This is a genomic window from Paracoccus sp. Arc7-R13 (assembly GCF_004010775.1).
GTDB classification, from domain to species: domain Bacteria; phylum Pseudomonadota; class Alphaproteobacteria; order Rhodobacterales; family Rhodobacteraceae; genus Paracoccus; species Paracoccus marcusii.
Map to the genome: position 1 here is coordinate 1,858,061 of NZ_CP034810.1, position 21,718 is coordinate 1,879,778.

23 protein-coding genes are annotated in these 21,718 nt (G+C 68.7%); 7 read left to right on the forward strand and 16 right to left on the reverse strand.

Going from position 1 to position 21,718, the window contains the following annotated elements:
- Positions 1–25: 25 nt before the first annotated feature.
- The 4 genes from EOJ32_RS09235 to trpA all read right to left on the reverse strand — a co-directional run bounded on the left by EOJ32_RS09235 (position 26) and on the right by trpA (position 2,797).
- Positions 26–691 (reverse strand): molecular chaperone DjiA, encoded by a 666-nt coding sequence (locus EOJ32_RS09235; protein WP_045999326.1) that lies wholly within the window; start codon positions 689–691, stop codon positions 26–28.
- Positions 692–831: 140 nt separating this feature from the next.
- Complete coding sequence (locus tag EOJ32_RS09240; protein ID WP_240542394.1) at positions 832–1,326, reverse strand: GNAT family N-acetyltransferase; 495 nt, start codon at positions 1,324–1,326, stop codon at positions 832–834.
- Positions 1,323–1,997, reverse strand: coding sequence for a VOC family protein (locus EOJ32_RS09245; RefSeq protein WP_164871419.1), 675 nt, complete (start codon positions 1,995–1,997; stop codon positions 1,323–1,325). Before EOJ32_RS09245 ends, EOJ32_RS09240 begins: the two co-directional genes overlap by 4 nt.
- Before the next feature lie 2 nt (positions 1,998–1,999).
- On the reverse strand, positions 2,000–2,797 hold the full coding sequence (gene trpA / locus EOJ32_RS09250; protein WP_045983790.1) for a tryptophan synthase subunit alpha: 798 nt from the start codon (positions 2,795–2,797) through the stop codon (positions 2,000–2,002).
- A gap of 154 nt (positions 2,798–2,951) precedes the next feature.
- Here trpA and ychF point away from each other — a divergent pair, with 154 nt between their 5' ends.
- A complete protein-coding gene (gene ychF, locus EOJ32_RS09255; RefSeq protein ID WP_045999324.1) occupies positions 2,952–4,049 on the forward strand; it encodes a redox-regulated ATPase YchF in 1,098 nt (365 codons plus the stop codon).
- A gap of 36 nt (positions 4,050–4,085) precedes the next feature.
- On the opposite strand, the gene EOJ32_RS09260 is transcribed toward ychF, so the two are convergent.
- The 4 genes from EOJ32_RS09260 to EOJ32_RS09275 form a co-directional block, all read right to left on the reverse strand.
- On the reverse strand, positions 4,086–5,096 hold the full coding sequence (locus EOJ32_RS09260; RefSeq protein WP_127898361.1) for a cytochrome d ubiquinol oxidase subunit II: 1,011 nt from the start codon (positions 5,094–5,096) through the stop codon (positions 4,086–4,088).
- A 3-nt stretch (positions 5,097–5,099) separates the two neighbouring features.
- Positions 5,100–6,485 (reverse strand): cytochrome ubiquinol oxidase subunit I, encoded by a 1,386-nt coding sequence (locus tag EOJ32_RS09265; RefSeq protein ID WP_127898362.1) that lies wholly within the window; start codon positions 6,483–6,485, stop codon positions 5,100–5,102.
- 5 nt (positions 6,486–6,490) lie between these two features.
- Complete coding sequence (locus tag EOJ32_RS09270; RefSeq protein ID WP_127898363.1) at positions 6,491–7,057, reverse strand: GbsR/MarR family transcriptional regulator; 567 nt, start codon at positions 7,055–7,057, stop codon at positions 6,491–6,493.
- A gap of 143 nt (positions 7,058–7,200) precedes the next feature.
- Positions 7,201–8,883: a D-alanyl-D-alanine carboxypeptidase family protein gene (locus EOJ32_RS09275; RefSeq protein WP_240542395.1), complete on the reverse strand. Its 1,683-nt coding sequence runs from the start codon at positions 8,881–8,883 to the stop codon at positions 7,201–7,203.
- Positions 8,884–9,154: 271 nt separating this feature from the next.
- On the opposite strand from EOJ32_RS09275, the gene clpS reads away from it, so the two are divergent.
- From clpS to EOJ32_RS09290, 3 genes are read left to right on the forward strand one after another with little or no spacing between them, the layout of a single operon-like run.
- The gene (gene clpS, locus EOJ32_RS09280) at positions 9,155–9,472 is read left to right on the forward strand and encodes an ATP-dependent Clp protease adapter ClpS (RefSeq protein ID WP_045980873.1); all 318 of its coding nucleotides are present in this window, start codon (positions 9,155–9,157) and stop codon (positions 9,470–9,472) included.
- A 4-nt stretch (positions 9,473–9,476) separates the two neighbouring features.
- The gene (locus EOJ32_RS09285; protein WP_127898364.1) at positions 9,477–10,490 is read left to right on the forward strand and encodes a class I SAM-dependent methyltransferase; all 1,014 of its coding nucleotides are present in this window, start codon (positions 9,477–9,479) and stop codon (positions 10,488–10,490) included.
- Entirely contained in the window at positions 10,487–11,293 is an 807-nt protein-coding gene (locus EOJ32_RS09290) for an SDR family NAD(P)-dependent oxidoreductase (RefSeq protein ID WP_127898365.1), read from the forward strand. Before EOJ32_RS09285 ends, EOJ32_RS09290 begins: the two co-directional genes overlap by 4 nt.
- Here EOJ32_RS09290 and EOJ32_RS09295 read toward each other — a convergent pair.
- Positions 11,290–11,706 carry a hypothetical protein gene (locus EOJ32_RS09295; RefSeq protein WP_127898366.1) on the reverse strand — a complete coding sequence of 139 codons (417 nt, stop codon included), beginning with the start codon at positions 11,704–11,706 and terminating at the stop codon, positions 11,290–11,292. The genes EOJ32_RS09290 and EOJ32_RS09295 overlap by 4 nt on opposite strands.
- Positions 11,707–11,768: 62 nt before the next feature.
- On the opposite strand from EOJ32_RS09295, the gene hemF reads away from it, so the two are divergent.
- Positions 11,769–12,635: an oxygen-dependent coproporphyrinogen oxidase gene (hemF, locus tag EOJ32_RS09300; RefSeq protein WP_127898367.1), complete on the forward strand. Its 867-nt coding sequence runs from the start codon at positions 11,769–11,771 to the stop codon at positions 12,633–12,635.
- A gap of 11 nt (positions 12,636–12,646) precedes the next feature.
- On the opposite strand, the gene EOJ32_RS09305 is transcribed toward hemF, so the two are convergent.
- The 4 genes from EOJ32_RS09305 to EOJ32_RS09320 form a co-directional block, all read right to left on the reverse strand.
- A complete protein-coding gene (locus tag EOJ32_RS09305; RefSeq protein ID WP_232303272.1) occupies positions 12,647–12,937 on the reverse strand; it encodes a YnfA family protein in 291 nt (96 codons plus the stop codon).
- A 32-nt stretch (positions 12,938–12,969) separates the two neighbouring features.
- Positions 12,970–14,931, reverse strand: coding sequence for a DNA topoisomerase IV subunit B (gene parE / locus EOJ32_RS09310; protein WP_127898368.1), 1,962 nt, complete (start codon positions 14,929–14,931; stop codon positions 12,970–12,972).
- A gap of 100 nt (positions 14,932–15,031) precedes the next feature.
- Positions 15,032–15,691 (reverse strand): glutathione S-transferase family protein, encoded by a 660-nt coding sequence (locus EOJ32_RS09315; RefSeq protein WP_127898369.1) that lies wholly within the window; start codon positions 15,689–15,691, stop codon positions 15,032–15,034.
- Between the two features lie 63 nt (positions 15,692–15,754).
- Entirely contained in the window at positions 15,755–16,714 is a 960-nt protein-coding gene (locus tag EOJ32_RS09320) for an alpha/beta fold hydrolase (RefSeq protein ID WP_127898370.1), read from the reverse strand.
- A gap of 154 nt (positions 16,715–16,868) precedes the next feature.
- Between EOJ32_RS09320 and EOJ32_RS09325 the strand changes: the two genes are divergently transcribed.
- Both EOJ32_RS09325 and EOJ32_RS09330 read left to right on the forward strand, forming a co-directional pair.
- Positions 16,869–17,534, forward strand: a complete 666-nt coding sequence (locus EOJ32_RS09325; protein ID WP_240542396.1) for a DUF1007 family protein — start codon at positions 16,869–16,871, stop codon at positions 17,532–17,534.
- Positions 17,531–18,439 (forward strand): nickel/cobalt transporter, encoded by a 909-nt coding sequence (locus tag EOJ32_RS09330; RefSeq protein WP_127898371.1) that lies wholly within the window; start codon positions 17,531–17,533, stop codon positions 18,437–18,439. The genes EOJ32_RS09325 and EOJ32_RS09330 overlap by 4 nt, the downstream gene beginning before the upstream one ends.
- Before the next feature lie 16 nt (positions 18,440–18,455).
- Here the strand turns inward: EOJ32_RS09330 and hisG are convergent, their stop codons facing one another.
- Genes hisG through hisS form a run of 3 tightly spaced genes read right to left on the reverse strand, consistent with a single transcriptional unit; the run spans position 18,456 to position 21,687 of the window.
- On the reverse strand, positions 18,456–19,151 hold the full coding sequence (hisG, locus tag EOJ32_RS09335) for an ATP phosphoribosyltransferase (protein WP_127898372.1): 696 nt from the start codon (positions 19,149–19,151) through the stop codon (positions 18,456–18,458).
- A complete protein-coding gene (locus tag EOJ32_RS09340; protein WP_371705350.1) occupies positions 19,148–20,209 on the reverse strand; it encodes an ATP phosphoribosyltransferase regulatory subunit in 1,062 nt (353 codons plus the stop codon). The genes hisG and EOJ32_RS09340 overlap by 4 nt, the downstream gene beginning before the upstream one ends.
- Positions 20,206–21,687 carry a histidine--tRNA ligase gene (gene hisS / locus EOJ32_RS09345; protein WP_127898373.1) on the reverse strand — a complete coding sequence of 494 codons (1,482 nt, stop codon included), beginning with the start codon at positions 21,685–21,687 and terminating at the stop codon, positions 20,206–20,208. The genes EOJ32_RS09340 and hisS overlap by 4 nt, the downstream gene beginning before the upstream one ends.
- Between the last annotated feature and the right edge of the window lie 31 nt (positions 21,688–21,718).

The window sequence follows — 21,718 nt, forward strand, 5'->3', positions numbered from 1 at the left end:
GCAGTGCCGGCCCGCCGCGCAAGGTTCAGGCGGCCCCGGCCTGCAGATTGCCGCGATAGAGGTTGCGATAGCTGTCCCAGGCCTCGTTCAGGCGACGGGTGCGGGCCTCGGCCAGGCGGATGGCTTCGGGGGGCAGGCCGCGGCCGATGGCGTGGTCGGGGTGGTTCTCGCGCAGCAGCTGGCGCCAGCGGCGCTTGACCTCGGGCAGCGGGGTGTCGGGGGCGACGCCTAGAACCTCGCAGGGCGGGCAGCCGGCGCCCTTGTCATGCCGCCGCCGGATCGCGGCGATCTGCGCGGGCGCCAGCCCGAAGATGCGACCGACCTCGTCCAGGAACGCAATCTCGGCGGGCTGCAGCGCGCCGTCGGCAACGGCGATGACGAACAGCCCCTCCATCACGTCCAGAAGGACCGGATCGCCGGGCTGGAACATCGACGCCATCTTGCGCGCCCAGGCATCGAAGCCGGCCACGTCCTTGCGGGCCAGATCGAAGACGCGGGCGGCGTTCTTCTCCTCGGAGCGGGGGATGATGAACACCCGGCGAAAGGCCGCGACCTCGGAGCGTTCGACGGTGCCGTCGACCTTGGCCAGCTTCGCCCCAAGCGCGATCACCGCAATGGTGAAGGCGACCGACCGTTCCGGCGGCGTCGCCGGACGATTCGTCCACAGGAACACGGTGATGCGGTCGGCCATCCGCTGCCAGAAGCTGCGGGGCCTTGGCAGGTCAGGGCAGGGGCCCGTGCAAGTCTCGGGGGTGGTGCAGCAATCCATGCCCCAAGGTTAGCGCTGAAACCGGCCAAGCGATAGGGGCGCATTGCCGCCGTGGCGGCATGCTAGGCCGAAAGATCGCGCCCCATCAGCACAAGGTCGTGAAACTGCCCGAATTTCCATCCCGCCGCCGGGATGCGGCCCCATTCGGCATAGCCCATGGCCCGGTGAAAGGCGATCGAGCCGTCGTTCGACCCGGTGATCCCGCCGATCAGGATGCGGTGGCCGCGCTGGCGGGCGTGGTCCTGAACGGCGGTCAGCATGGCCCGGCCGACCCCGCGTCCCCGCGCATCCGGAGCCGCGTGGATCGTGTGTTCCATGCTGCGCGCATAGCCCGCACCGCCGCGAAACTGGGAATAGGTGGAAAAGCCCAGAAGCCGGTCGCCATCGGCCGCCACGATGAAGGCCTGTTTGGCCGCCTGCCGCTCCGCGATCAGGGCCGCGATCTGGTCATCGCTGCGCTCATCGGGCCAGAAGGTGATGGCGGTGTCGCGGACGATGGGGTTCCAGATGGCCGCGATGGCGGGCACATCGGCGGCGGTCGCGTCGCGCAGGATCACAGCGTCACCTCTCCGTCCGGGGTTGCCAGGGTCGCGGTCAGGGGCGTCCCCGCCCCGGTCAGCATCAGCCGGCGGTCGTCCAGCTCAAGCCGGTCCAGCGGCAGGGTCAGCCGCGTCAGGCGCACGCCGCGATCGGGCAGGCGGTCGGACGGGTGCGGCCCGTCACCCCAGTCGATCAGCATGGGCTGCGCCCCGTCGCGCGGCATCTGGCCGGCCAGCGGCAGGGTCAGCCGCGTCAGGCGCACGCCGCGATCGGGCAGGCGGTCGGACGGGTGCGGCCCGTCACCCCAGTCGATCAGCATGGGCTGCGCCCCGTCGCGCGGCATCTGGCCGGCCAGCGGCAGGGTGATCTGCCAAGACAGGTCGCCGCGGCGCGCCTGCACGACGCGCGTGCCGGCGGGTGCGCGCAGCGGCGTCGCGCGCATCACCCAGCCCGCCACCCGCGGCGGGCCGTCGAACCCGTCCAGCCCGAACCAGCAGGGCCGAACATCGGCCTCCGGATCGGGCGCGATCAGTTCCAGGTATTCCCCCGGCCCAAGCGACATCAGGCGGTTGTGGGTGCCCATGCCCGGATGGCGCCCGCCCGGTTCCAGCGTCAGGCCGTGGCCGGCCAGCCACGCCGCCCCTTCGTCCAGGGTGCGGGCGGCGATGGCCACGTGATCGAAGGCCAAGCTCACCCGCGATGGGCGCCCGCGGCCAGGTCGCGGACGAAGGCCAGGATTTCCGGGACGGGGCGACCCTCGCCGATCTGCTTGACGATGGCGCTGCCGACGACGCAGCCGTCGGCGACGGATGCGATCGCCTCGGCGGCCTCGGGGGTCGAGATGCCAAAGCCCACGACCACCGGCAGGCCGGCGGCGGCGCGGATGCGCGCGACCTCGGGGGCGACGTCGGCGGCATTGGCTGCGGCCGCGCCGGTGATCCCCGTGACGCTGACGTAATAGACGAAGCCCGTGATGTTCCTGACCACCGCAGGCAGGCGGCGGTCGTCGGTCGTCGGCGTCGCCAGGCGGATGAAGTTCAGCCCCGCGGCCGTAGCTGGCACGCAGAGTTCGGAATCCTCCTCGGGGGGCAGGTCGACGACGATCAGGCCGTCGATCCCCGCCTCGACCGCATCGGTCAGGAACTGGGTGACGCCGCCCTTTCGGGCATAGATCGGATTGTAATAGCCCATCAGCACGATGGGCGTCGTGGTGTCGTCGCGCCGGAATTCGCGCACGATGTCCAGCGTGCGGCTGACGCTGCCGCCCTGGGCCAGGGCGCGCTGACCTGCCGCCTGGATCGTGCTGCCATCGGCCATCGGGTCGGTGAAGGGCATGCCAAGTTCGATGATGTCCACCCCCGCGTCGGGCAGGCCGCGCATGATCTGCAGCGCGGTCGCATCGTCGGGGTCGGATGCCATCATGTAGGCCACGAAGGCCTTCTTGCCCTGGGCCTTGAGCGCCGCAAACCTGTCGTCGATTCTGGTCATGTCCGTCCCTGCATTCTTTGGCACAATCCCTAGCGCGCATGGGGGGTGGGTGCAATCTCCGGGCGCGGGTCGGGCGCGGGCCGGGCCAAGGCTGGACTTGGCCGCGCGGGGCGCGTAACAGGCGCGGGATATTCAGACGGGAAAGGGTGCTGTCATGGGCTTTCGCATGGGGATCGTGGGCTTGCCGAACGTGGGCAAGTCGACGCTGTTCAACGCATTGACGAAAACCGCCGCCGCACAGGCCGCGAACTTCCCGTTCTGCACCATCGAGCCCAACGTGGGCGAGGTCGCGGTCCCCGACCCGCGGCTGGACACCCTGGCCGCCATCGCAGGCAGCAAGCAGATCATCCCGACGCGCATCACCTTCGTGGACATCGCGGGCCTGGTGAAGGGCGCCAGCAAGGGCGAAGGCCTGGGCAACCAGTTCCTGGCCAACATCCGCGAGACGGACGCCATCGCCCATGTGCTGCGCTGCTTCGAGGATGGCGACATCACCCATGTCGAGGGCCGCGTCGACCCGCTGGCCGATGCCGACGTGATCGAGACCGAGCTGATGATCGCCGACATGGAATCGATCGAGCGTCGCCTGGCCAACCTGTCGCGCAAGCTAAAGGGCGGGGACAAGGACGCGCTGGATCAGGACCGCCTGCTGCGCCAGGCTCTGGCCGTGCTGAACGAGGGCCGCCCGGCGCGCACCATCGCCGTGTCCGACGACGACCGCCGCGCGTGGGACATGCTGCAGCTGCTGACTGCAAAGCCCGTGCTGTTCGTCTGCAACGTGGCCGAGGACGAGGCTGCCAACGGCAATGCCCTGTCCGAGAAGGTCCGCGAGATGGCCGAGGCGCAGGGCGCGGGCCATGTCGTGATCTCGGCCCGGATCGAGGAGGAGATCAGCCAGCTGGACGCCGAGGAGGCGCAGATGTTCCTGGGCGAGATGGGGCTGGAGGAGCCGGGCCTGGACCGGCTGATCCGCGCCGGATACAGCCTGCTTGGTCTGCAGACCTATTTCACCGTGGGCCCCAAGGAGGCCCGCGCCTGGACCATCACCAAGGGCACCCTGGCCCCGCAGGCGGCGGGCGTGATCCATGGCGATTTCGAGAAGGGCTTCATCCGGTCGGAAACCATCGCCTATGACGACTATGTCGCCGGCAAGGGCGAGGCCGGAGCGCGCGAGGCGGGCAAGCTGCGCGTCGAGGGCAAGACCTATGAGGTCAAGGACGGCGACGTCCTCCACTTCCTGTTCAGCGGCTGATGAGGAAAGGCGGGCCAGGCGGCCCACCTTGTTCGTTCAGGAATAGGTCAGTTCGGTCGCCTTGCCGCGGAAGACCGTGTAGGCCAGCACCGAATAGGCTATGATGACCGGCAGGACGACCAGCGCGCCCACCAGGATGATGATCAGCGCCTCGGGTGCGGCCGCGGCCTGATAGATCGTCATCTGTTCGGGGACGACATAGGGGTAGAAGCTGTAGGCCAGCCCCCCGAAGGCCAGGACGAACAGCGCCGTGGTCAGGGCGAAGGGCGTCCAGGCCATGCGGTCGTTCTCCATCGGCAGCACGTGCAGCACCCGCCACAGGGTGGCGATCAGCACCACCGACAGGATCGGCAGGGGGGCCAGGATCGCAAATTCGGGCCAGCTGAACCACTTGTCCCAGATGCGGGCACTGACCAGGGGCGATGCGGCCGAAATCGCGGCGATGCCCGCCACCAGCCCCCAGATGCCGCGCCGTGCCCACAGGATCGCCTTGGCCTGCAGAACGCCCTCGGCCTTGCCGATCAGCCAGGTCGCACCGATGACGCTGAACCCCACCGTCAGGAACACCGCCGTCAGCAGCGCAAACGCGATGTTGGTCCAGCTGAGCTGCAGCCCGGTGACATAGAGGCCCAGCATGAACCCCTGCGCCAGGGTTGAGGCCAGGCTGCCCGCGAAGAACGCCCGGTTCCACGCGGCGCGGTGACGGGTCGGGGCCTTGGCGCGGAACTCGAACGCGACGCCGCGCAGGATCAGGCCGATCAGCATGACCGTCACCGGCAGGTAAAGGGCAGTCAGGATCACCCCGTGCGCCACCGGGAAGGCCACCAGCAGCAGGCCGATGGCCAGGACCAGCCAGGTCTCGTTCGCGTCCCAGAAGGGACCGATCGAGGCGACCATGCGGTCGCGTTCCGACGGGGTGGCGAAGGGGAACAGCAGGCCCACCCCCAGGTCGAAGCCGTCCAGGACGACATAGACCAGGATAGAGATGCCCATCAGCATCGCGAAGACGAAGGGCAGCCAGATGAACGGATCACCGAAGAGGTGCATGATCTACTCCGCAGGTTGCAGGGCGTGCACGCCTGCGTCGGGGGTGGGCAGGTCTGGGGTCAGCGGGTCGTGGCGTGCGGCGCGGCGCGCCAGATAGGTCAGCGTGCCCAGGTAGGCCGCCATCAGGACCGCATAGACCAGAAGGTAGGCGACCAGGCTGGAGGCGACCATGCCGCCGGTGACCGGGCCGACCGCCTCCTTGGTGGTCAGGACGCCCGTGACCAGCCAGGGCTGACGCCCGATCTCGGTCACGTACCAGCCCGCCAGCGTGGCGATCCAGCCCGAGAAGCCCATCGCGGCAAAGGCATAGATCCAGGGGCGCGGCAGGCCTTCGACCCCGCGACCGCGGCGCATGAACCACAAGGCAGACCAGGACAGCGCCAGCATCGCCATGCCCATGCCCACCATGATCCGGAAGCTGAAGAAGACCGGGGCCACGGGCGGGTGTTCGGGGGTGCCGTCGGCGGCCACGAAATCGTTCAGGCCCGGCACCTCGCCGTCCAGGCTGTGCGTCAGGATCAGGGATGCGACGTTGGGGATGGCGATCTCCATCCGGTTCTCGCGCGCCTCCTGATCGGGCAGGGCGAAGAGGACCAGCGGCACGTTGCCCTGCGTCTCCCAGTTGCCCTCCATCGCGGCGACCTTGGCGGGCTGGTGTTCCAGCGTGTTCAGGCCGTGCATGTCGCCGGCATAGATCTGCAGCGGGATCAGCACCGCGCCAAGCGTCGCACCAAAGCGCAGCGTGGCACGCACCTCGTCCCCCCGGTCGCCCCAGATCCAGCGCAGCGCCGAGATGCCCGCGATGAGGAAGGCCACCGTCAGCCCCGAGGCCAGCAGCATGTGCGTCAGGCGGTAGGGCAGCGACGGGTTGAAGATGATCGCCATCCAGTCGGTCGCGTGGACCACGCCGTCGATCACCTCATAGCCCGCGGGCGTGTGCATCCAGCTGTTCAGGACCAGGATCCAGAAGGCCGACAGGGTGGTGCCGAACGCCACCAGAAAGGTCGCGGTCGTGTGCAGCCAGCCCGGCACGCGGCGAAAGCCGAACAGCATGATGCCCAGGAAGGCGGCCTCGAGGAAGAAGGCGGTCAGCACCTCATAGGCCAGAAGCGGACCCGCGATGTTGCCGACGCTTTCCATGAAACCGGGCCAGTTGGTGCCGAACTGGAACGACATGGTGATGCCCGACACGACGCCAAGCGCGAAGGACAGGGCAAACACCTTCACCCAGAAGCGATAGGCGTCCATCCATTTTTCGTCGCCCGTGCGGTTGAAGCGCAGCTTGAAGAACAGCAGCACCCAGCCAAGCGCGATCGTGATGGTCGGGAACAGGATATGGAACGAGATGTTCGCGGCAAATTGAATCCGCGACAGAATCAGCGGGTCCATGGGTTTCAGCCTTTCGATTGAGGTTTGCTGCGGCGGATCGGGATCAGCTTGCCCGCGCCGTCGACAAGGCGGCCAAGACGGGCGCCCATGTTCATCAGCGCGACCAGGCGCTCGGTCTCGAACCGGGCCAGGTCATCGTGGAACCGCGTCATCTGTTCGATCAGCTGGCGCAGTTCGGCGATGCGGGCGTGGGCTGCGCGGTCAGCCGGGTTGGGTTCGGCCATCGACAGTTCGCGAAGCTTGGTCAGCGTCGGGTCGATCTCGCGCTTGCGCCGTTCGTTGATCAGCGTGCGCACGATCTCCCACAGGTCGTCGGGCGTGGTGAAGAATTCGCGCCGGTCGTCCTGCTGATGGCGCAGGCGCACCAGGTTCCAGCTTTGCAACTCCTTGAGCGCCATCGACACGTTCGAACGGGAGAAGCCCAGGGCGGCGACGATGTCGTCCGCACACAGCGGCTCATCCGCCAGGAACAGCAGGGCATAGACCTGACCGACGGTGCGGTTGATGCCCCACCGCGATCCCATTTCACCGAAATGCAGGATGAACTCCTGACGCAAGGCCGACACTGACATTCGCTTGTTCCCGTCATTTCAGAAATTACTGAAAATAACATAGAGCAAGCGGCGCGCCGGCATAGCGGGCAGGTTGTCGCATCCGCATATGAAAAAGCCCCCGCCTTTTCGGGCGGGGGCGTCAAGTCAGTCTGACCGGGTCGTCAGTTGGCGATGACCTGGCAGGGCTGCGACCGGCTTTGCATCCGCTCGCAGGCCAGTTCGGCATGGCCCTTGGAGAGGTTTCCGAACTGCGGCTCGAACCCGCGATTGGTGTTGGCGACGTGCCGGCGCGCCGCGCCGAACAGGTTGCCGTCCTGTAGGGCCAGACGCAGCAGCAGCCGGTCAGCCTCGGCCTGAGAGGTGTAGCGGCCCAGGCTGACGCCCCAGTTGCGGCCGCTGTCGGTGGGACGGCGCACGACCTCCAGTGCCTCGGGTGCGCTCAGGTCGCCTTCGCCCATCGCGGCCAGGATCACGGTTTCGGACCGCGGCTTGGGCGCCCTGGAACTGTCCAGCGACAGGGTGCCGGGGGCCGCCTGCATCTGCGGTTCCGGGGCGGGCGCGGCTGCAGGCTCGGGCTGGGCAACGGCGGCGATGCTGGCCGTGCGCCGGGGCGAGGGTGCAGGGCGCGCCGATCCGGCCAGCACGGGGGCCGCAAGGCTGGCCTGCTGCGCCGGTGCGTCGTCCGATGCGACGGCGGTGGCAAGCGCCTGCTGGATCGCGTCGGCCGCGGGGGCCGCGGATCCGGGGCGGGCGCGCGGACGCTGGCTGCTGGCCAAGGCGACGCCCGGCGGTGCGGCGGGCGCCGCGGTCGCACCAGCCAGACGCAACGCCTCGGTCAGGTCGACCTTGGGCGCTGCGGCGACAAGGGTCGACGCGGCGGCGGCAGGGCGGGTCGCGGGGGGCGGCAATGCCTGCAGCACCAGGCGCTGCGGTTCTGCCTGGGTCGCGGCGGGGCTGGCGGCGACCTGCGCGCGGCGCGTCGTGGCCTGCACCAGCAGGCGCGGAGGCTGCGGACGGACCTCGCGCACGCGGTCGGGGATGCGGGTGAAGCTGCTGTCCAGCAGCTCGGTCATCACCTGGTTGCGATGCGCCGTGGACGTGCCGCCGAAGACGGTGGCGATCAGGCGACGGTTGCCGCGCTGTGCCGAGGCCGTCAGGTTGAAGCCCGCAGCCCGCGTATACCCCGTCTTGATCCCGTCGGCACCGGCATAGGCATCCAGGAAGCGGCGGTTCGTCGACGCGACCTGCGCGATGCCCGCATCGGCCGACCGGCGCGAGAACAGGTTGTAGTACTGGGGGAAGTCGTAGAACAGGTGGCGTCCCAGAACGCTCATGTCATGGGCGGTCGAATAATGCCCCTCGGTCGTCAGGCCATGAGCGTTGCGGAACTGGCTGTTGTTCATGCCAAGCGCCCGCGCCATCTGGGTCATCTGCTGGGTGAAGGCCTGTTCGGAGCCTGCCAGCCCCTCGCCGATGGTGGTCGCGGCATCGTTGGCCGACTTGATCGCGGCCGCGCGCAGAAGATAGCGCAGCTCGATCTGCTGACCCGCGCGCAGGCCCAGCTTGGAGGGGGGCTCGTTCGCGGCCTTGGAGGACACGGTGAATTTCGAATCCAGCCGCACCTGACCGCGTTCGATGGCCGAGAACGCCATGTAGAGCGTCATCATCTTGGTCAGCGAGGCAGGATGCAGTCGCGTATCCGAATTCTGGCGATAGATGGGTTGCCCGGTCCGGGCGTCCATCACATAGGCCGCGAAAGGTGCCGCGGCAGCCGGAAGCCCCAACAGGGCAACGGCCAGGACGGCATGACAAAGCAGCCGGAAGGCATGGGTAAATCGGGTCACTGTCGCTGTCTCTCTGCCTCAAGCGGGCGCGTCGTTTGTCGCACGTCCGTCGTTAATCAACCTATAATAGCACGGCTCTTTTCACCTTGAAACCGGGCAATCACGCTTATTTTGTCTGCACTGTAGGCGACGCCGTCCGGACCCGGATCGCGGCGCATCCGCGCGGGGGGCTTTCATCCGGGCGCGATTGCGCTATATTTCCGGGGATGGCGACAGCGCCCACCCCCTCGCCTCAGCATTCAGGAACGACCGCAGCCCGATGACGCACTGGATGACCGCACCCGACAATCCCGACGACCAATCCGATCTGGCGGTCAAGCCGCGCGCGAAATCGCAGCGGCCGCCGATGTACAAGGTCCTGTTGCTGAACGACGACTTCACCCCGATGGAGTTCGTCGTCCACGTGCTGGAGCGGCTGTTCCACATGACCCACGCCCAGGCGATCGAGATCATGTTGACCGTGCACCGCCGCGGTCTGGCCGTCGTCGGCGTCTTTTCACACGAGGTGGCCGAGACGAAGGTCGCCCAGGTGATGGAGCTGGCCCGCCGCCAGCAGCATCCCCTGCAATGCACCATGGAAAAAGAGTAATCGCGTGACCCAATCACGACTGGACCTGGCCTTTCCGGACGGCCATCCCGGGGGCCGGGTGCTGTTCATCGGCGCCACTGCCGCCGATGACCTGTCCCCCCTCGACCCCGCACAGCTGACCATCGTCCAGGGAAATTTTCCCGATCATGACGGACTGACCGCCCGCGGATTCGATGTCCGGACGGAGCCGGAGGGCCGTTTCGACGCGGCCGTCGTCCGCCTGCCGCGCGCCAAGGCCGCCGCACGCGCGCGCCTTGCGCTGGCCGCGGCGTATCTGGCGCCTGGCGCGGCCCTTTGGGTCGATGGGCAGAAGACCGACGGCGTCGATTCCCTGCTGAAGGAACTGCGCGGCCATGCCGAGGTGCGCGATGTCATCAGCAAGGCCCATGGCAAGATCTTTCAGGTGACGCTGCCCGACGCGGGACTGCCCGCCGACTGGACCGCGACCGAGCGTCAGGTCGAGCCGGGCTTCGTGACCCTTCCGGGCGTCTTCTCGGCCGACGGGATCGACCCGGGGTCGCGGATGCTGGCCGATAACCTGCCGCCCAAGATGCCCACTCGCGTGGTCGACCTGGGCGCGGGATGGGGCTGGCTTTCCGCGCAGGCGCTGGCCCGACCGGGCATCGCCGAGCTGCACCTGGTCGAGGCCGACCACGCCGCCCTGACCTCGGCCAAGCGCAATGTCACCGATCCGCGGGCACAGTTCCACTGGGCGGACGCGCGCAACTTCACCCTGCGGGAGCCGGTCAACGGCGTCATCATGAACCCCCCGTTCCACGAGGGGCGACAGGCCGACCCCCGGCTTGGGGCCGACTTCATCGCCACCGCGGCGCGCATCCTGACGGGCGCGGGTCGGCTGTGGATGGTCGCCAACCGGCATCTGCCCTACGAATCGGTCCTGGCGCAGCATTTCGGCCAGGTCCATGAGATTGCGGGCGACACGCGCTTCAAGGTGATCGAAGCGACCGCGGCGGGCAAGGGTACCGCCACGGTCCGGGCCCGGGGGGCACGGCGGTGACGCTGTCGATCCAGGGCAAGACGGCCATCGTCACCGGGGCCGGGCGCGGCGTGGGCCTGGCCATCGCGCGGCACCTGGTCGAACGCGGCGCATCGGTCATGTTCGCGGATGGCGACGAACAGGCGCTTCAGTCGGCGGTGTCGGATTATGCCGACGACGAAAGCCAGGTGCGCCATTTCGTCGGGAACATGTCGGAAAAGCTGGCGATGGCGAACCTGCTGTCGGCCACGTTGGATGCGTTCGACCGCGTCGACATCCTGGTGAACGCCCATCGTTTCGTTCGGGGCAGCGATCCGCTGGACACCGACATGGACGCGCTGGAGGAGATGCTGCGCCAGAACATGCTGGCCAGCCTGCGTCTGTCGCAGATGGTCGCAAAGCGCATGATCCGTCAGGCCGACGGCGAAGGGTCAAGCGCCCAGACCGGGGCGATCGTCAACATCTCGACCTTGGCGGCGCGGCGGCCGATTCCGTCGATGCTGGGCTATTCCATCGCCTGTGCGGCGCAGGAACAGGCCACGCGCGGGCTGGCGCTGGCCTTGGCGCCGCACCGCATCCGCGTGAACGGTGTCAGCTTCAGCAGTGTCATGTCGCATGAACTGCAATGCGCGCTGAAGGACAATCCCGACCAGCGGGCGCAGATCATCGCTGGCACACCCCTGGGCCGCATCGCCCCGGCCGAAGAACTGGCCGAGACGGTGCATTACCTGGTCAGCGACGGCGCGCGCTTTGTCACCGGCCAGATCGTCACCGTCGACGGCGGACGCAGCCTGGCCGACCCGGTGACGTCACAGGTGCTTTAGGCTTCCTCGGGATAGGCGGCGCGGCAGGCGGCCACGGCGGCATTCGCGCCGCGCGTCAGGGCCGCCTGACGCTCTACCAGGCCGTCGCGCTTGCGCGTCTCGGCCGCGGGGTCGATGGGCACGCGGAACCGTTCGACATCGACATAATCGCGCCAGCAGCCATAGGTGCTGATCTGCGCCTTGCCCTCGTGGTCGCGGATTACGCGTTCGCATTGCGCGAACCGCGTGCGCACGACCTGGCGTTCGTCCCAGGCATAGCCCCGCGACAGATTGCCCTCGACCTCGGCCAGCAGGCTGCTGACGGTGCGGTATTCGCTGGTGTTCCGGCTGATGCAGCGTTCCTGCGGCGTGCCGCAGGCGGCAAGGGCCAGGACCGGTGCAAGGCAAAGGGCAAGGGCGGTGTTGCGGCGCATGGCGGCTCTCTTTATGGACGCAGGCGATGCTAGTCGCGATGCCTGGGGCTGGCAAATCACGAATGAGGCCCGCCATGGATGAACAACGCCACCGCGCCGCGCTTTGGTTCCGCGAGCTGCGCGACCGCATCACCGCCGCCTTCGAGGCGCTGGAGGACCGCGCCCCGGGCAACGCCCCCGCGGGCCGGTTCGAGGTGACGCCCACGGAACGCGCCGACAACGGCGGCGGCGGCATCATGTCGGTGATGCGCGGCGGCCGCGCCTTCGAGAAGGTCGGCGTGAACTGGTCCGAGGTGCATGGCACCCTGGCCCCCCGCGCCCAGGCCGCGATGGCCGCCCGCGGCGTGCCGGGCATGGAGGATGACCCGCGGTTCTGGGCATCGGGCATCAGCCTGGTCGCGCATATGCGGAACCCGCACGCGCCGGCCGTGCACATGAACACGCGCATGTTCTGGACCCCGGGGGCGTGGTGGTTCGGCGGCGGGTCAGACCTGAACCCCTGCATCGAATACGCGGATGACACCGCGCATTTCCACAACACGCTGCGCGATGCCTGCCTGCCGCACGGGGCGGACTACTATGACCGCTTCAAGGCCTGGGCGGACGAGTATTTCTTCATCCCCCATCGCGGGCGGGCGCGGGGCGTCGGCGGCATCTTCTATGACGATCTGAACACCGGGGACTGGGAGGCGGATTTCGCCTTCACCCGCGACGTGGGCGCGGCGTTCCTGCCGGCGTTCCTGCCGCTGGCAGAGGCGCGGATGACGCAGGCGTTCGACGATGTCGACAGCGACACGCAGCTGATCCACCGGGGTCTCTATGCGGAATACAACCTGGTCTATGACCGCGGCACGAAATTCGGGCTCGAGACCGGCCATAACGCCGACGCCGTCCTGATGAGCCTGCCGCCGCTGGCCAAGTGGGTCTAAGGCCCGACGGCCTACGGGCGGGCGCCTGCCAGGATCACCGCGGCCCCGACGATGCACAGCCCGGCCCCCAGCAGGTCCAGCCTGCCGGGGGTCTGACCCTCGACCAGCCACAGCCATGCCAGCGACGTGGCGATATAGATGCCGCCATAGGCTGCATAGGCGCGCCCCGCGAAATCGACCTGAACACGCGTCAGCGCCCAAGCGAACAGCGCCAGCGCGACCACGCCCGGCACCAGCCACAGCGCCGACCGGTCCAACCGAAGCCACGCCCAGAAGGCGAAACAGCCCGCGATCTCGGCCATGGCGGCCGTGACATACAGGCCGATCGTGGGGATCACACGTCCAGTTCCTCGACGAAGCGGGCGTTTTCCTGGATGTACTCGAACCGCAGCTCGGGCTTCTTGCCCATCAGGCGTTCGACCAGATCGCCGGTCTCGCCGCCTTCGTCGTCGTCGATGCTGACGCGGATCAGCTTGCGGGTGGCGGGGTTCATGGTCGTGTCCTTGAGGTCCTTGGCGTCCATCTCTCCCAGACCCTTGAAGCGCTGGACGTCGATCTTGCCACGGCCGCCCAGGCCCTTGGCCATCATCCGATCCTTTTCGGCGTCGTCGGCCACGTACAGGCGGTGGGCCCCCTGCGTCAGACGGTACAGCGGCGGGCAGGCCAGATACAGGTGCCCCTTGTCGATCATCGGCCGCATCTGCGTGAAGAAGAACGTCATCAGCAGCGACGCGATATGCGCGCCGTCGACATCGGCGTCGGTCATGATGATGACCTTGTCATAGCGCAGGTCGTCGACGTTGAAACGCGTGCCCATGTTGACGCCAAGCGCCTGGCACAGGTCGTTGATCTCCTGGTTGGCACCCATCTTGGACGATGCCGCGCCCAGCACGTTCAGGATCTTGCCGCGCAGGGGCAGCAGGGCCTGCTTGGTGCGGTCGCGGGCCATCTTGGCGGAACCGCCGGCGCTGTCGCCCTCGACGATGAACAGTTCGGTCCCGTCGCGGTTGGTGGCGCTGCAATCGACCAGCTTGCCGGGCAGGCGCAGCTTTTTCGTGGCCGTCTTGCGTGCGGTCTCCTTTTCCTGGCGGCGACGCAGACGCTCCTCGGCGCGCAGTACCAGGAAATCCAGGATCGCGCCCGCGGATTTGGTGTCGGACGCCAACCAAGTGTCGAAATGGTCGCGCACCGCGCCCTCGACCAGGCGCGCAGCCTCGGTCGTGGCCAGGCGGTCCTTGGTCTGGCCCACGAATTCCGGTTCACGGATGAAGCAGCTTACCAGCGCGCAACCGCCGATGATCAGATCCTCACGCGTGATCTGGGCCGCCTTCTTGTTGCTGACGCGTTCGCCATAGCTGCGGATGCCCTTCAGGATCGCAGCCCAGAAGCCCATCTCGTGGGTGCCGCCCTCGGGGGTGGGGACGGTGTTGCAATAGGACTGGATGAAGCCGTCGCGCGCGGGCGTCCAGTTGATCGCCCAGTCCACCTTGCCCGGAACGCCGAACTTGGCGTTGAAGTCGATGCTGCCGGAAAACGGGCGGTCTGCATAGGTGCTGGTCCCGGTCAGGGTCTCGGTCAGGTAATCGGCCAGGCCGCCGGGGAAATGGAACGTGGCCTCGCGCGGGGTCTCTCCGTCGTCGATCTCGGTCTTCCAGCGGATCTCGACGCCGCTGAACAAGTAGGCCTTGGATTTCACCATCTTCATCAGCCGCGCGGGCTTGAAGCGGTGATGGCCAAAGATCTCCTCGTCGGCATGGAAGGTCACGGTGGTGCCGCGCCGGTTCGGGGCCGCCCCGATCTTGGCGACCGGCCCCTGCGGGATGCCGCGGGAAAAGCGCTGCTCGAACAGCTCCTTGTTGCGCGCGACCTGCACGACCATCAGGTCGGACAGCGCGTTCACGACCGACGCACCCACGCCGTGGAGACCGCCCGAGGTCTGATAGGTGTCGCCCGAGAACTTGCCCCCCGCATGCAGCGTGCACAGGATCACCTCCAGCGCGGACTTGCCGGGGAACTTGGGGTGCGGATCGATGGGAATGCCGCGGCCGTTGTCGCGCACGATGACGCTGAAATCGGCCAGCAGCTCGACCTCGATGCGCGTGGCGTGGCCTGCCACGGCCTCGTCCATCGAGTTGTCCAGGATTTCCGCGACCAGGTGATGCAGCGCGCGTTCGTCGGTACCGCCGATATACATGCCGGGACGCTTGCGCACCGGCTCCAGCCCCTCCAGCACCTCGATCGAGGATGCGGAATAGGCGTCGCTGGCGGCGTTGCCGGAGAGAAGGTCGTCGGCCATGGGGTCGCTCACTGATTTGGATCGCGGCGCTTATCTCATGGCGCGGGGGCGGGCGGCAAGGGGTTGTGTCCCCTGCGCGGCCCGCCCCAAAGGATTGCGCCTATTCCGGCTCCGCCATGCGGGCGGTCCACATTGCCTGGAACGCCGGGCGGTCCTGGCAGGCCGACAGCCAGGCGCGGATCGCGGGAAACCCCTCCATCAGCGCGCCGTGCCCCTGGGCATAGCGCACGATCTCGGCCAGGTTCAGGTCGGCCACGGTGAATCGGCCGCCCACCAGATAGGCGTGCGTTGCCAGATGGTCCTCCAGCACCTTCAGCGGCCGGACCAGCCGTTCGGCCGCGTCCGCCACGATCCCCACGTCATCGGCCGATTGCAGCGTGCCGCGGTTGTGCAGCATCAGGATGGTCAGTGCATCGGGCTCGATCGCGGTGGCGCCATAGATCGACCACTGGGTCATCAGCGCGTCTTCGGCGTAATCCTGCGGGCCTGCGGGGCCGCCATGCTTGCGCGCCAGATGCAGCGTGATCGCCAGCGATTCGGACAGGACCAGCCCTTCGTCCTCGATCACCGGGATGGCGCCTGCGGGGGACAGCGCCAGGAAATCGGGGCTGCGGGTGTTGGGCGGTGCATCGGGCGCGTCGGCATTGCCGATGCGATAGGCCTGGATGACGGGCACCTGCCGGAAGGGCAGGTCCAGTTCGTGACAAAGCCACACGACACGCGATGCACGCGAGCGGGTGACGCCGTGGATGGTCAGCATGATGGCCCCCGGTTTGGTTTGGCGGCCACCTTGGGACGCGGGCGCGGGCGCTGCAAGCCCTCGTCAGCGGAGGCCCGCGCGGACGCTGGCGCGGTCGACGGCGTCGATGATCGCCTGCGGATCGCCATGCTGAGGCATGTGGCCCTGATCGGGCAGGATCGTCAGCGCGGCGTTGGGCAGCGCCTCTGCCAGGGGCAGGGCGTGAATGTCGGCGGGCACGATGCTGTCTTGACCGCCATGGATGACCTCGACCGGCATCGTCAGGCGCGGATACTGCGGCGCCATCACTTGAAGATAGGCGCGCAACCCGTTGATCTGTGACGCATTCGCGCGATAGTTGCCGCGCCGCGCGGCCAGCCCCACGCCGATATAGTCGGCATATCCCGGGGGTACGGGCTGGGGCGCGAAGATGCCCGCCATGATCCGGTTGCCCAGGGACACCGGCGCCAGGGCGGTCAGCAGCGGTGGCCCCACACGATCGCCCAGGGGAGTCTCCAGGAATGCGTACCATCCGGTCAGCGTGCCGGGCCAGGGCATCGTCGCCCCGGACACGATCACCAGCGCCGCCGTGTCGCCCGGTGCGCGCAGACCCCAAGCCATCGCGACCGCGCCACCATAGCTGTGGCCCAGCACCACGGGTCGGCGCACGCCCAACTGGTCGGCGGCGGCGCGCAGCAGTTCGGCCTGGGCGATGGGGTTGTCGGTCTGCGCGCCGATCGCGTCCGTCCAGCCCAGCCCCGGCCGGTCGAAGGCCAGGACGCGGTACCGGGTCGCCAGGCGGTCGGCCAGGGAAAAGGTGAAATCGCGGCTGTTCCCGCTGGCCCCATGCAGCAGGATCAGGTCGGGACCGCTGCCGCGGATGTCGACATGCACGGTGCGGCCCTGCACCTGGATCAGTTGTCCGGTGGGGGGGAATTCGGCCTCGAACGCGGTTTCGCGCGCGGTGGCGCGGGCATCGACGATCCGCCCGCAACCGGTCAGCGCCAGGGCCAGCCCCGCCATCGTGAATGCCCGTCGTTTCATGCCGTCCCCTGTTCCTCTGCATCCAGACACGTCCGAACCCGGCCTGGGGTAGCGGCGCCCGCGTGGTTTTCCGCCGGGCTGGCAAAGCGGTGATTTGCAAGCCGCGCCGCACGCGGGTAACTGGAACCGCCGTCCTTGCCAAGGTGTCCTGCCGATGTCGCCGCGCGTGTCCTGCCTGTCCGCCCTGCTGATCGTCGCGCCGCTTGGCGCGTTGGCCCATCCGCATGTGTTCATCGACGCGGGCCTGTCCTTGCGTCACGACGCGGCGGGGGCGCTGACCCATGTGGGTGTCGAATGGGCCTATGACGAATTCTATTCCCTGCTGATCATCGAGGATCTGGGTCTGGACCCCGATGGCGACGGCGTCCTGACCACCGACGAACAGGCGGCCCTGCAGGGCTTCGACGCGGACTGGGAGCCGGGCTTTGACGGGCGGCTGTTTCTGGACGCGGACGGCCGCAGGCTGGCGCTGGACGGCCCGCAGGATTTCGCCGCGCGCTATGAGGACGGGCGGGTGATCTCGGCCCATGTGCGACCCCTGGCCGAGCCGCTGGACGGGGACCGGCCGCTGACGATCCAGGTCTATGACCCCGAATACTATGTCCAGTTCAGCATCCCCGAACCCCCGGCCATCGCGCGGGACGATTGCGCTGTCGATCTGCGCATGGGCGATCCCTATGCCGCCGCCGATGCCTATGCCCGCGCAGTGGGCGAGGCCCTGGGCGACGGCCAAAGCGCCGAGGAGGCGGACCTGATCACCGTGGACATCGGCGCCACCGGCGCGGATTCGGTGCAGGTCCGCTGCGGCCCAGGGTCATGAGGCGCGCCGTCGCCCTGACGGGGCTGGTCGTCGCCCTGACGCTGGTGGCGCTGTGGCTGGGCGGCGGTCTGGCCGGGATCGAGCGGTGGGCCACCGACCAGCAGCGCGCCGTCCAGAACGCGATGGCCGGGGCCTTGCGGGCGCTGCGGTCGGGCCAGCCGGGGGCGGTCGCGTCGCTGCTGGGGTTGTGCTTTGCCTATGGCGTCGCCCATGCGGTCGGGCCAGGGCATGGCAAGGTGATCATCGGCAGCTATGGGTTCGGCGCCCAGGTTCCGCTGGCCCGGCTGGCCGGGCTGTCGGTCGCGTCCTCGCTGGCGCAGGCAGGCACGGCCATAGCCTTGGTCTGGGGCGGGATCACCATTTTGGACCTGGGGCGCCAGACCCTGACCGACCTGTCGGAGGTCGCGATGGTGCAGGCCAGCACGGTCCTGGTCGCGTCGGTCGGCCTGTGGCTGGCATGGCGCGGCCTGTCGATGCTGCGCGCGCAGGCGCGGGCGGATCGCCACCACCATCACCACCACGGCGACGCCTGCGGCTGTGGCCATGCGCATGGCCCCACGCCGCAGCAGGTAGCGCAGACGCGGTCGCTGCGCGACGGGGTGCTGGTCGTGGCGGGCATCGCGCTGCGACCCTGCACCGGAGCGCTGTTTCTGCTGATCCTGACCTGGCGGATGGGCATCTTCGGGATGGGCATCCTGGGGACGCTAGCGATGGGCCTGGGCACTGCGGTGGTGACGGTCGCGGTCGCCTGCCTGGCGGTCTGGGCGCGACGCGGCAGCTTTGCCCTGCTGCCCGAACACGGCCCCTGGGCGGGCGCCGCGCGCTGGCTGCCCGGAACGCTGCAACTGGGCGCAGGGGTGCTGATCGCCGCGATCTCGGTCGCGGTGCTGCTGCCGTGGCTTTGACGCGGGTGCTGCGGGGTTAGGCTGACTGGTCTGCCTGCGGCGGCACCAGCCGGGCGATCAGCGCGTCCATCGCCGGGCCCATCGCCGCGCGGCTGGCGAACAGCGTCGCCTGCGACCGCAGGATCGGCGCCTCGTCCAGGATGCGCAGGTTGTTCGCGCGCAGCGTCTCGCCCGACGAGGTGATGTCGGCGATCGCTTCGGCGGTCAGGTTGGCGACCGTGCCCTCGGTCGCGCCCTGGCTGTCGACCAGTTGGTAATCCGCGACCTCGTGGGCGGACAGCCAGGCGCGAACCAGGCGGTGATATTTCGTGGCGATGCGCAAACGGAACCCATGTTCGGCCCGGAAATCGCGCGCGATGGCTGCGAAATCGTCCAGGTCCGTGCAGTCGCGCCAGCAATCCGGCACGGCCAGGATCAGGTCGGCATGTCCAAAGCCCATCGGCGTGACCTCGACCAGGTCGCTTGACCATCCGGCCAGCTTTTCGCGCACCAGGTCGGTGCCGGTCACGCCCAGCTCGATCCGGCCGGCGGCCAGTTCGCGCGGGATCTCTCCGGCCGACAGCAGGACCAGCGACACGCCCTCGACCCCCTCGACCCGGCCCGCATATTCGCGGTCGGACCCGGCCCGCGACAGACGCACGCCGCGGTCGGCGAACCAGTCGAAGGTCTGTTCCATCAGCCGCCCCTTGGACGGCACGCCAAGACGGATCATGCCTGCGCCTCCAGTTCGGCAACAAGGCCGGGGCGGATGATGCCACCCACGGCGGGGATCTCGCGGCCGCGGCCCAGCACGCGGGTCAGCGCGTCATAGCGCCCGCCCGACGCGACCGGCGGCCATCCGGCCCGGTCGGCCTGGAACGTGAAGGTGAAGCCGTCGTAATATTCCATCGTGGTGCGCCCGTGGCTGGCGTCGAAGATCACCGTCTGCAGGTCGATGCCGCGCGCGGCGATGGCGTCCAGGCGGTCGCGGATGCGGGCCACCGCCGGCGCGATGGCGGGCATGTCGCGGGCCAGGTCGGCCAGCGTCGACAGCGCCTGCGGCGCCGGGGCGCGCAGTGCGAACAGACGCTCCAGCCGGTCGGTCCAGACCGGGGCCAGGGGCGGCACCGCCACGTCCGACTGCAGGCGGGCGATGCGGCGGATCATCTCGTCCTCGGTCCGCATCCCGGCCCAGGACGTGGTGACGTCGGGAAACTCCCGCGCGATCGACGGGGCCGAGAACCGAGCCAGCAGGCGCGCGAAGCGGCCCGGCCGCCAGATGTGGTGCAACAGCGCCACCGAACGCGCCTCGGTCAGGGGCAGGCCGCGCACCGCATCCAGCAGCAGGCCCATGTCGCCCATGCGCGCCTGCAGGCCCAAGGGCGCCAGCGCATCGTGGAACAGCGCAAAGACCTCGGCATCGGCCTGGGGGTCGCGGGTGAACAGCTCGAACCCGCATTGCAGGTATTCGTGGTCGCGCGGCGTGGCGGGGCGGGTGTCGCCCGTGTCCTGCTTGCGGAACACCTCTCCCAGATAGCAGTAGCGGGCCGGATCGGCGCCGTTCTGCATGTGCGCCTGGACCACCGGCACGGTGAAATCGGGGCGCAGCATCATCTCTCCACGGATCGGGTCCTGGGTGACATAGGCGCGGGCGCGGATGTCCTCTCCGTACAGGTCCAGAAGGTCGCCCGCGGGCAGCAGGATGTCGGGCGCGATCTCGGTCGCACCAGCGTCGCGGAACCGCGACAGCAGCCGCTGTCCGACCGCCTGCTTGGCCTGCTTCGGGATCATCCGATGATCCTGCGGACTTCGGCAACCAGGTCGGCGCGCGCGACCTCGGTCTGGGCGGGCTGGGATTTCCATTCCTCGACAGAGGCTTCTGCGGCAATCTTCGCGCCCAGGATCAGGTCCTTGACCTGCACCACGCCGCGTTCCGCCTCATCCCCGCCCTGGATGATCGCGACGGGTGCGCCGCGCTTGTCCGCGTATTTCAGCTGGTTGCCAAAGTTCTTGGGGTTGCCCAGATAGACCTCGGCACGGATGCCGGCGGCGCGCAGATCGGCGGCCATGGCCTGGTAATCCGACATCCGGTCGCGGTCCATCACGGTCACGACCACGGGACCGGCGACCTGGGCCCCGGCCAGACCCTTGGCGCGCAAAGCGGCCAGCAGACGGTCGACGCCGATGCTGACCCCGGTTGCCGGGACCTTCTGCCCGGTGAAACGCTCCACCAGCCCGTCATAGCGGCCACCGCCCGCGACCGATCCGAACTGCCGCTTGCGGCCCTTTTCGTCAAGAATCTCGAAGGTCAGCTCGGCCTCGAAGACCGGGCCGGTGTAATAGCCCAGGCCCCGGACCACGGCCGGATCGATCACGGCGCGATCCTCGGCCACGCCCATCGCGGCCAGCATCGCGGCGATCTGGCGCAGTTCGTCCACGCCCTCGGCGCCGATGGCCGATCCGCCGACGGCGGTCGACAGGTTGTCCAGTGTCGCGGCGTTGTCCGCACCCTTGGCCTCCAGGAAGGCAAGCACCGGCCCCGCCTGCGCCTCGGACAGGCCCACGCCATCGATGCGCGCGCCGCTATCGTCCAGGCGGCCCGTGGTCAGCAGGGCCAGCACGCCCTCGCGACCGACCTTGTCGAACTTGTCGATCTGGCGCAGCACATCCTCGGCCTGATCCTCGCGAACCTGGGCCGCCTCCAGGACGCCGTTCAGAACCTTGCGGTTGTTGATCCGCACCAGATAGTCGCCGCGGTCGATGCCCACGGCCTCCAGCGCATCGGCCAGCATGCCGCAGATCTCGGCATCCGCCGCCACCGAAGCCGACCCGACCGTGTCCGCGTCGCACTGATAGAACTGGCGGAACCGACCCGGCCCCGGTTTCTCGTTGCGCCAGACGGGTCCCATCGCAAAGCGGCGGTACGGGCTGGGCAGGTCGTTGCGGTACTGCGCCGCGACGCGCGCCAGGGGCGCCGTCAGGTCATAGCGCAGTGCCAGCCAGTCGCCCGCCGTGCCGCCGCCGGGCACCGCCTCCTCCTGCCAGGCAAAGACGCCGGCATTGGGCCGGTCCACGTCGGGCAGGAACTTGCCCAGGGCCTCGACCGTCTCGACGGCGCTCGTCTCCAGCGGATCGAAGCCATGGCGGTGATAGACCTGCGCGATGCGGTCCAGCATGTCGCGCCGTTCGGTCACGTCCTGCCCGAAATAGTCGCGGAACCCCTTGGGCGTCTCGGCCTTGGGACGGGGCTGCTTCTTGTCTTTTGCCATGGTATCAGTCGCCTTTTCGGGCCCATATTCA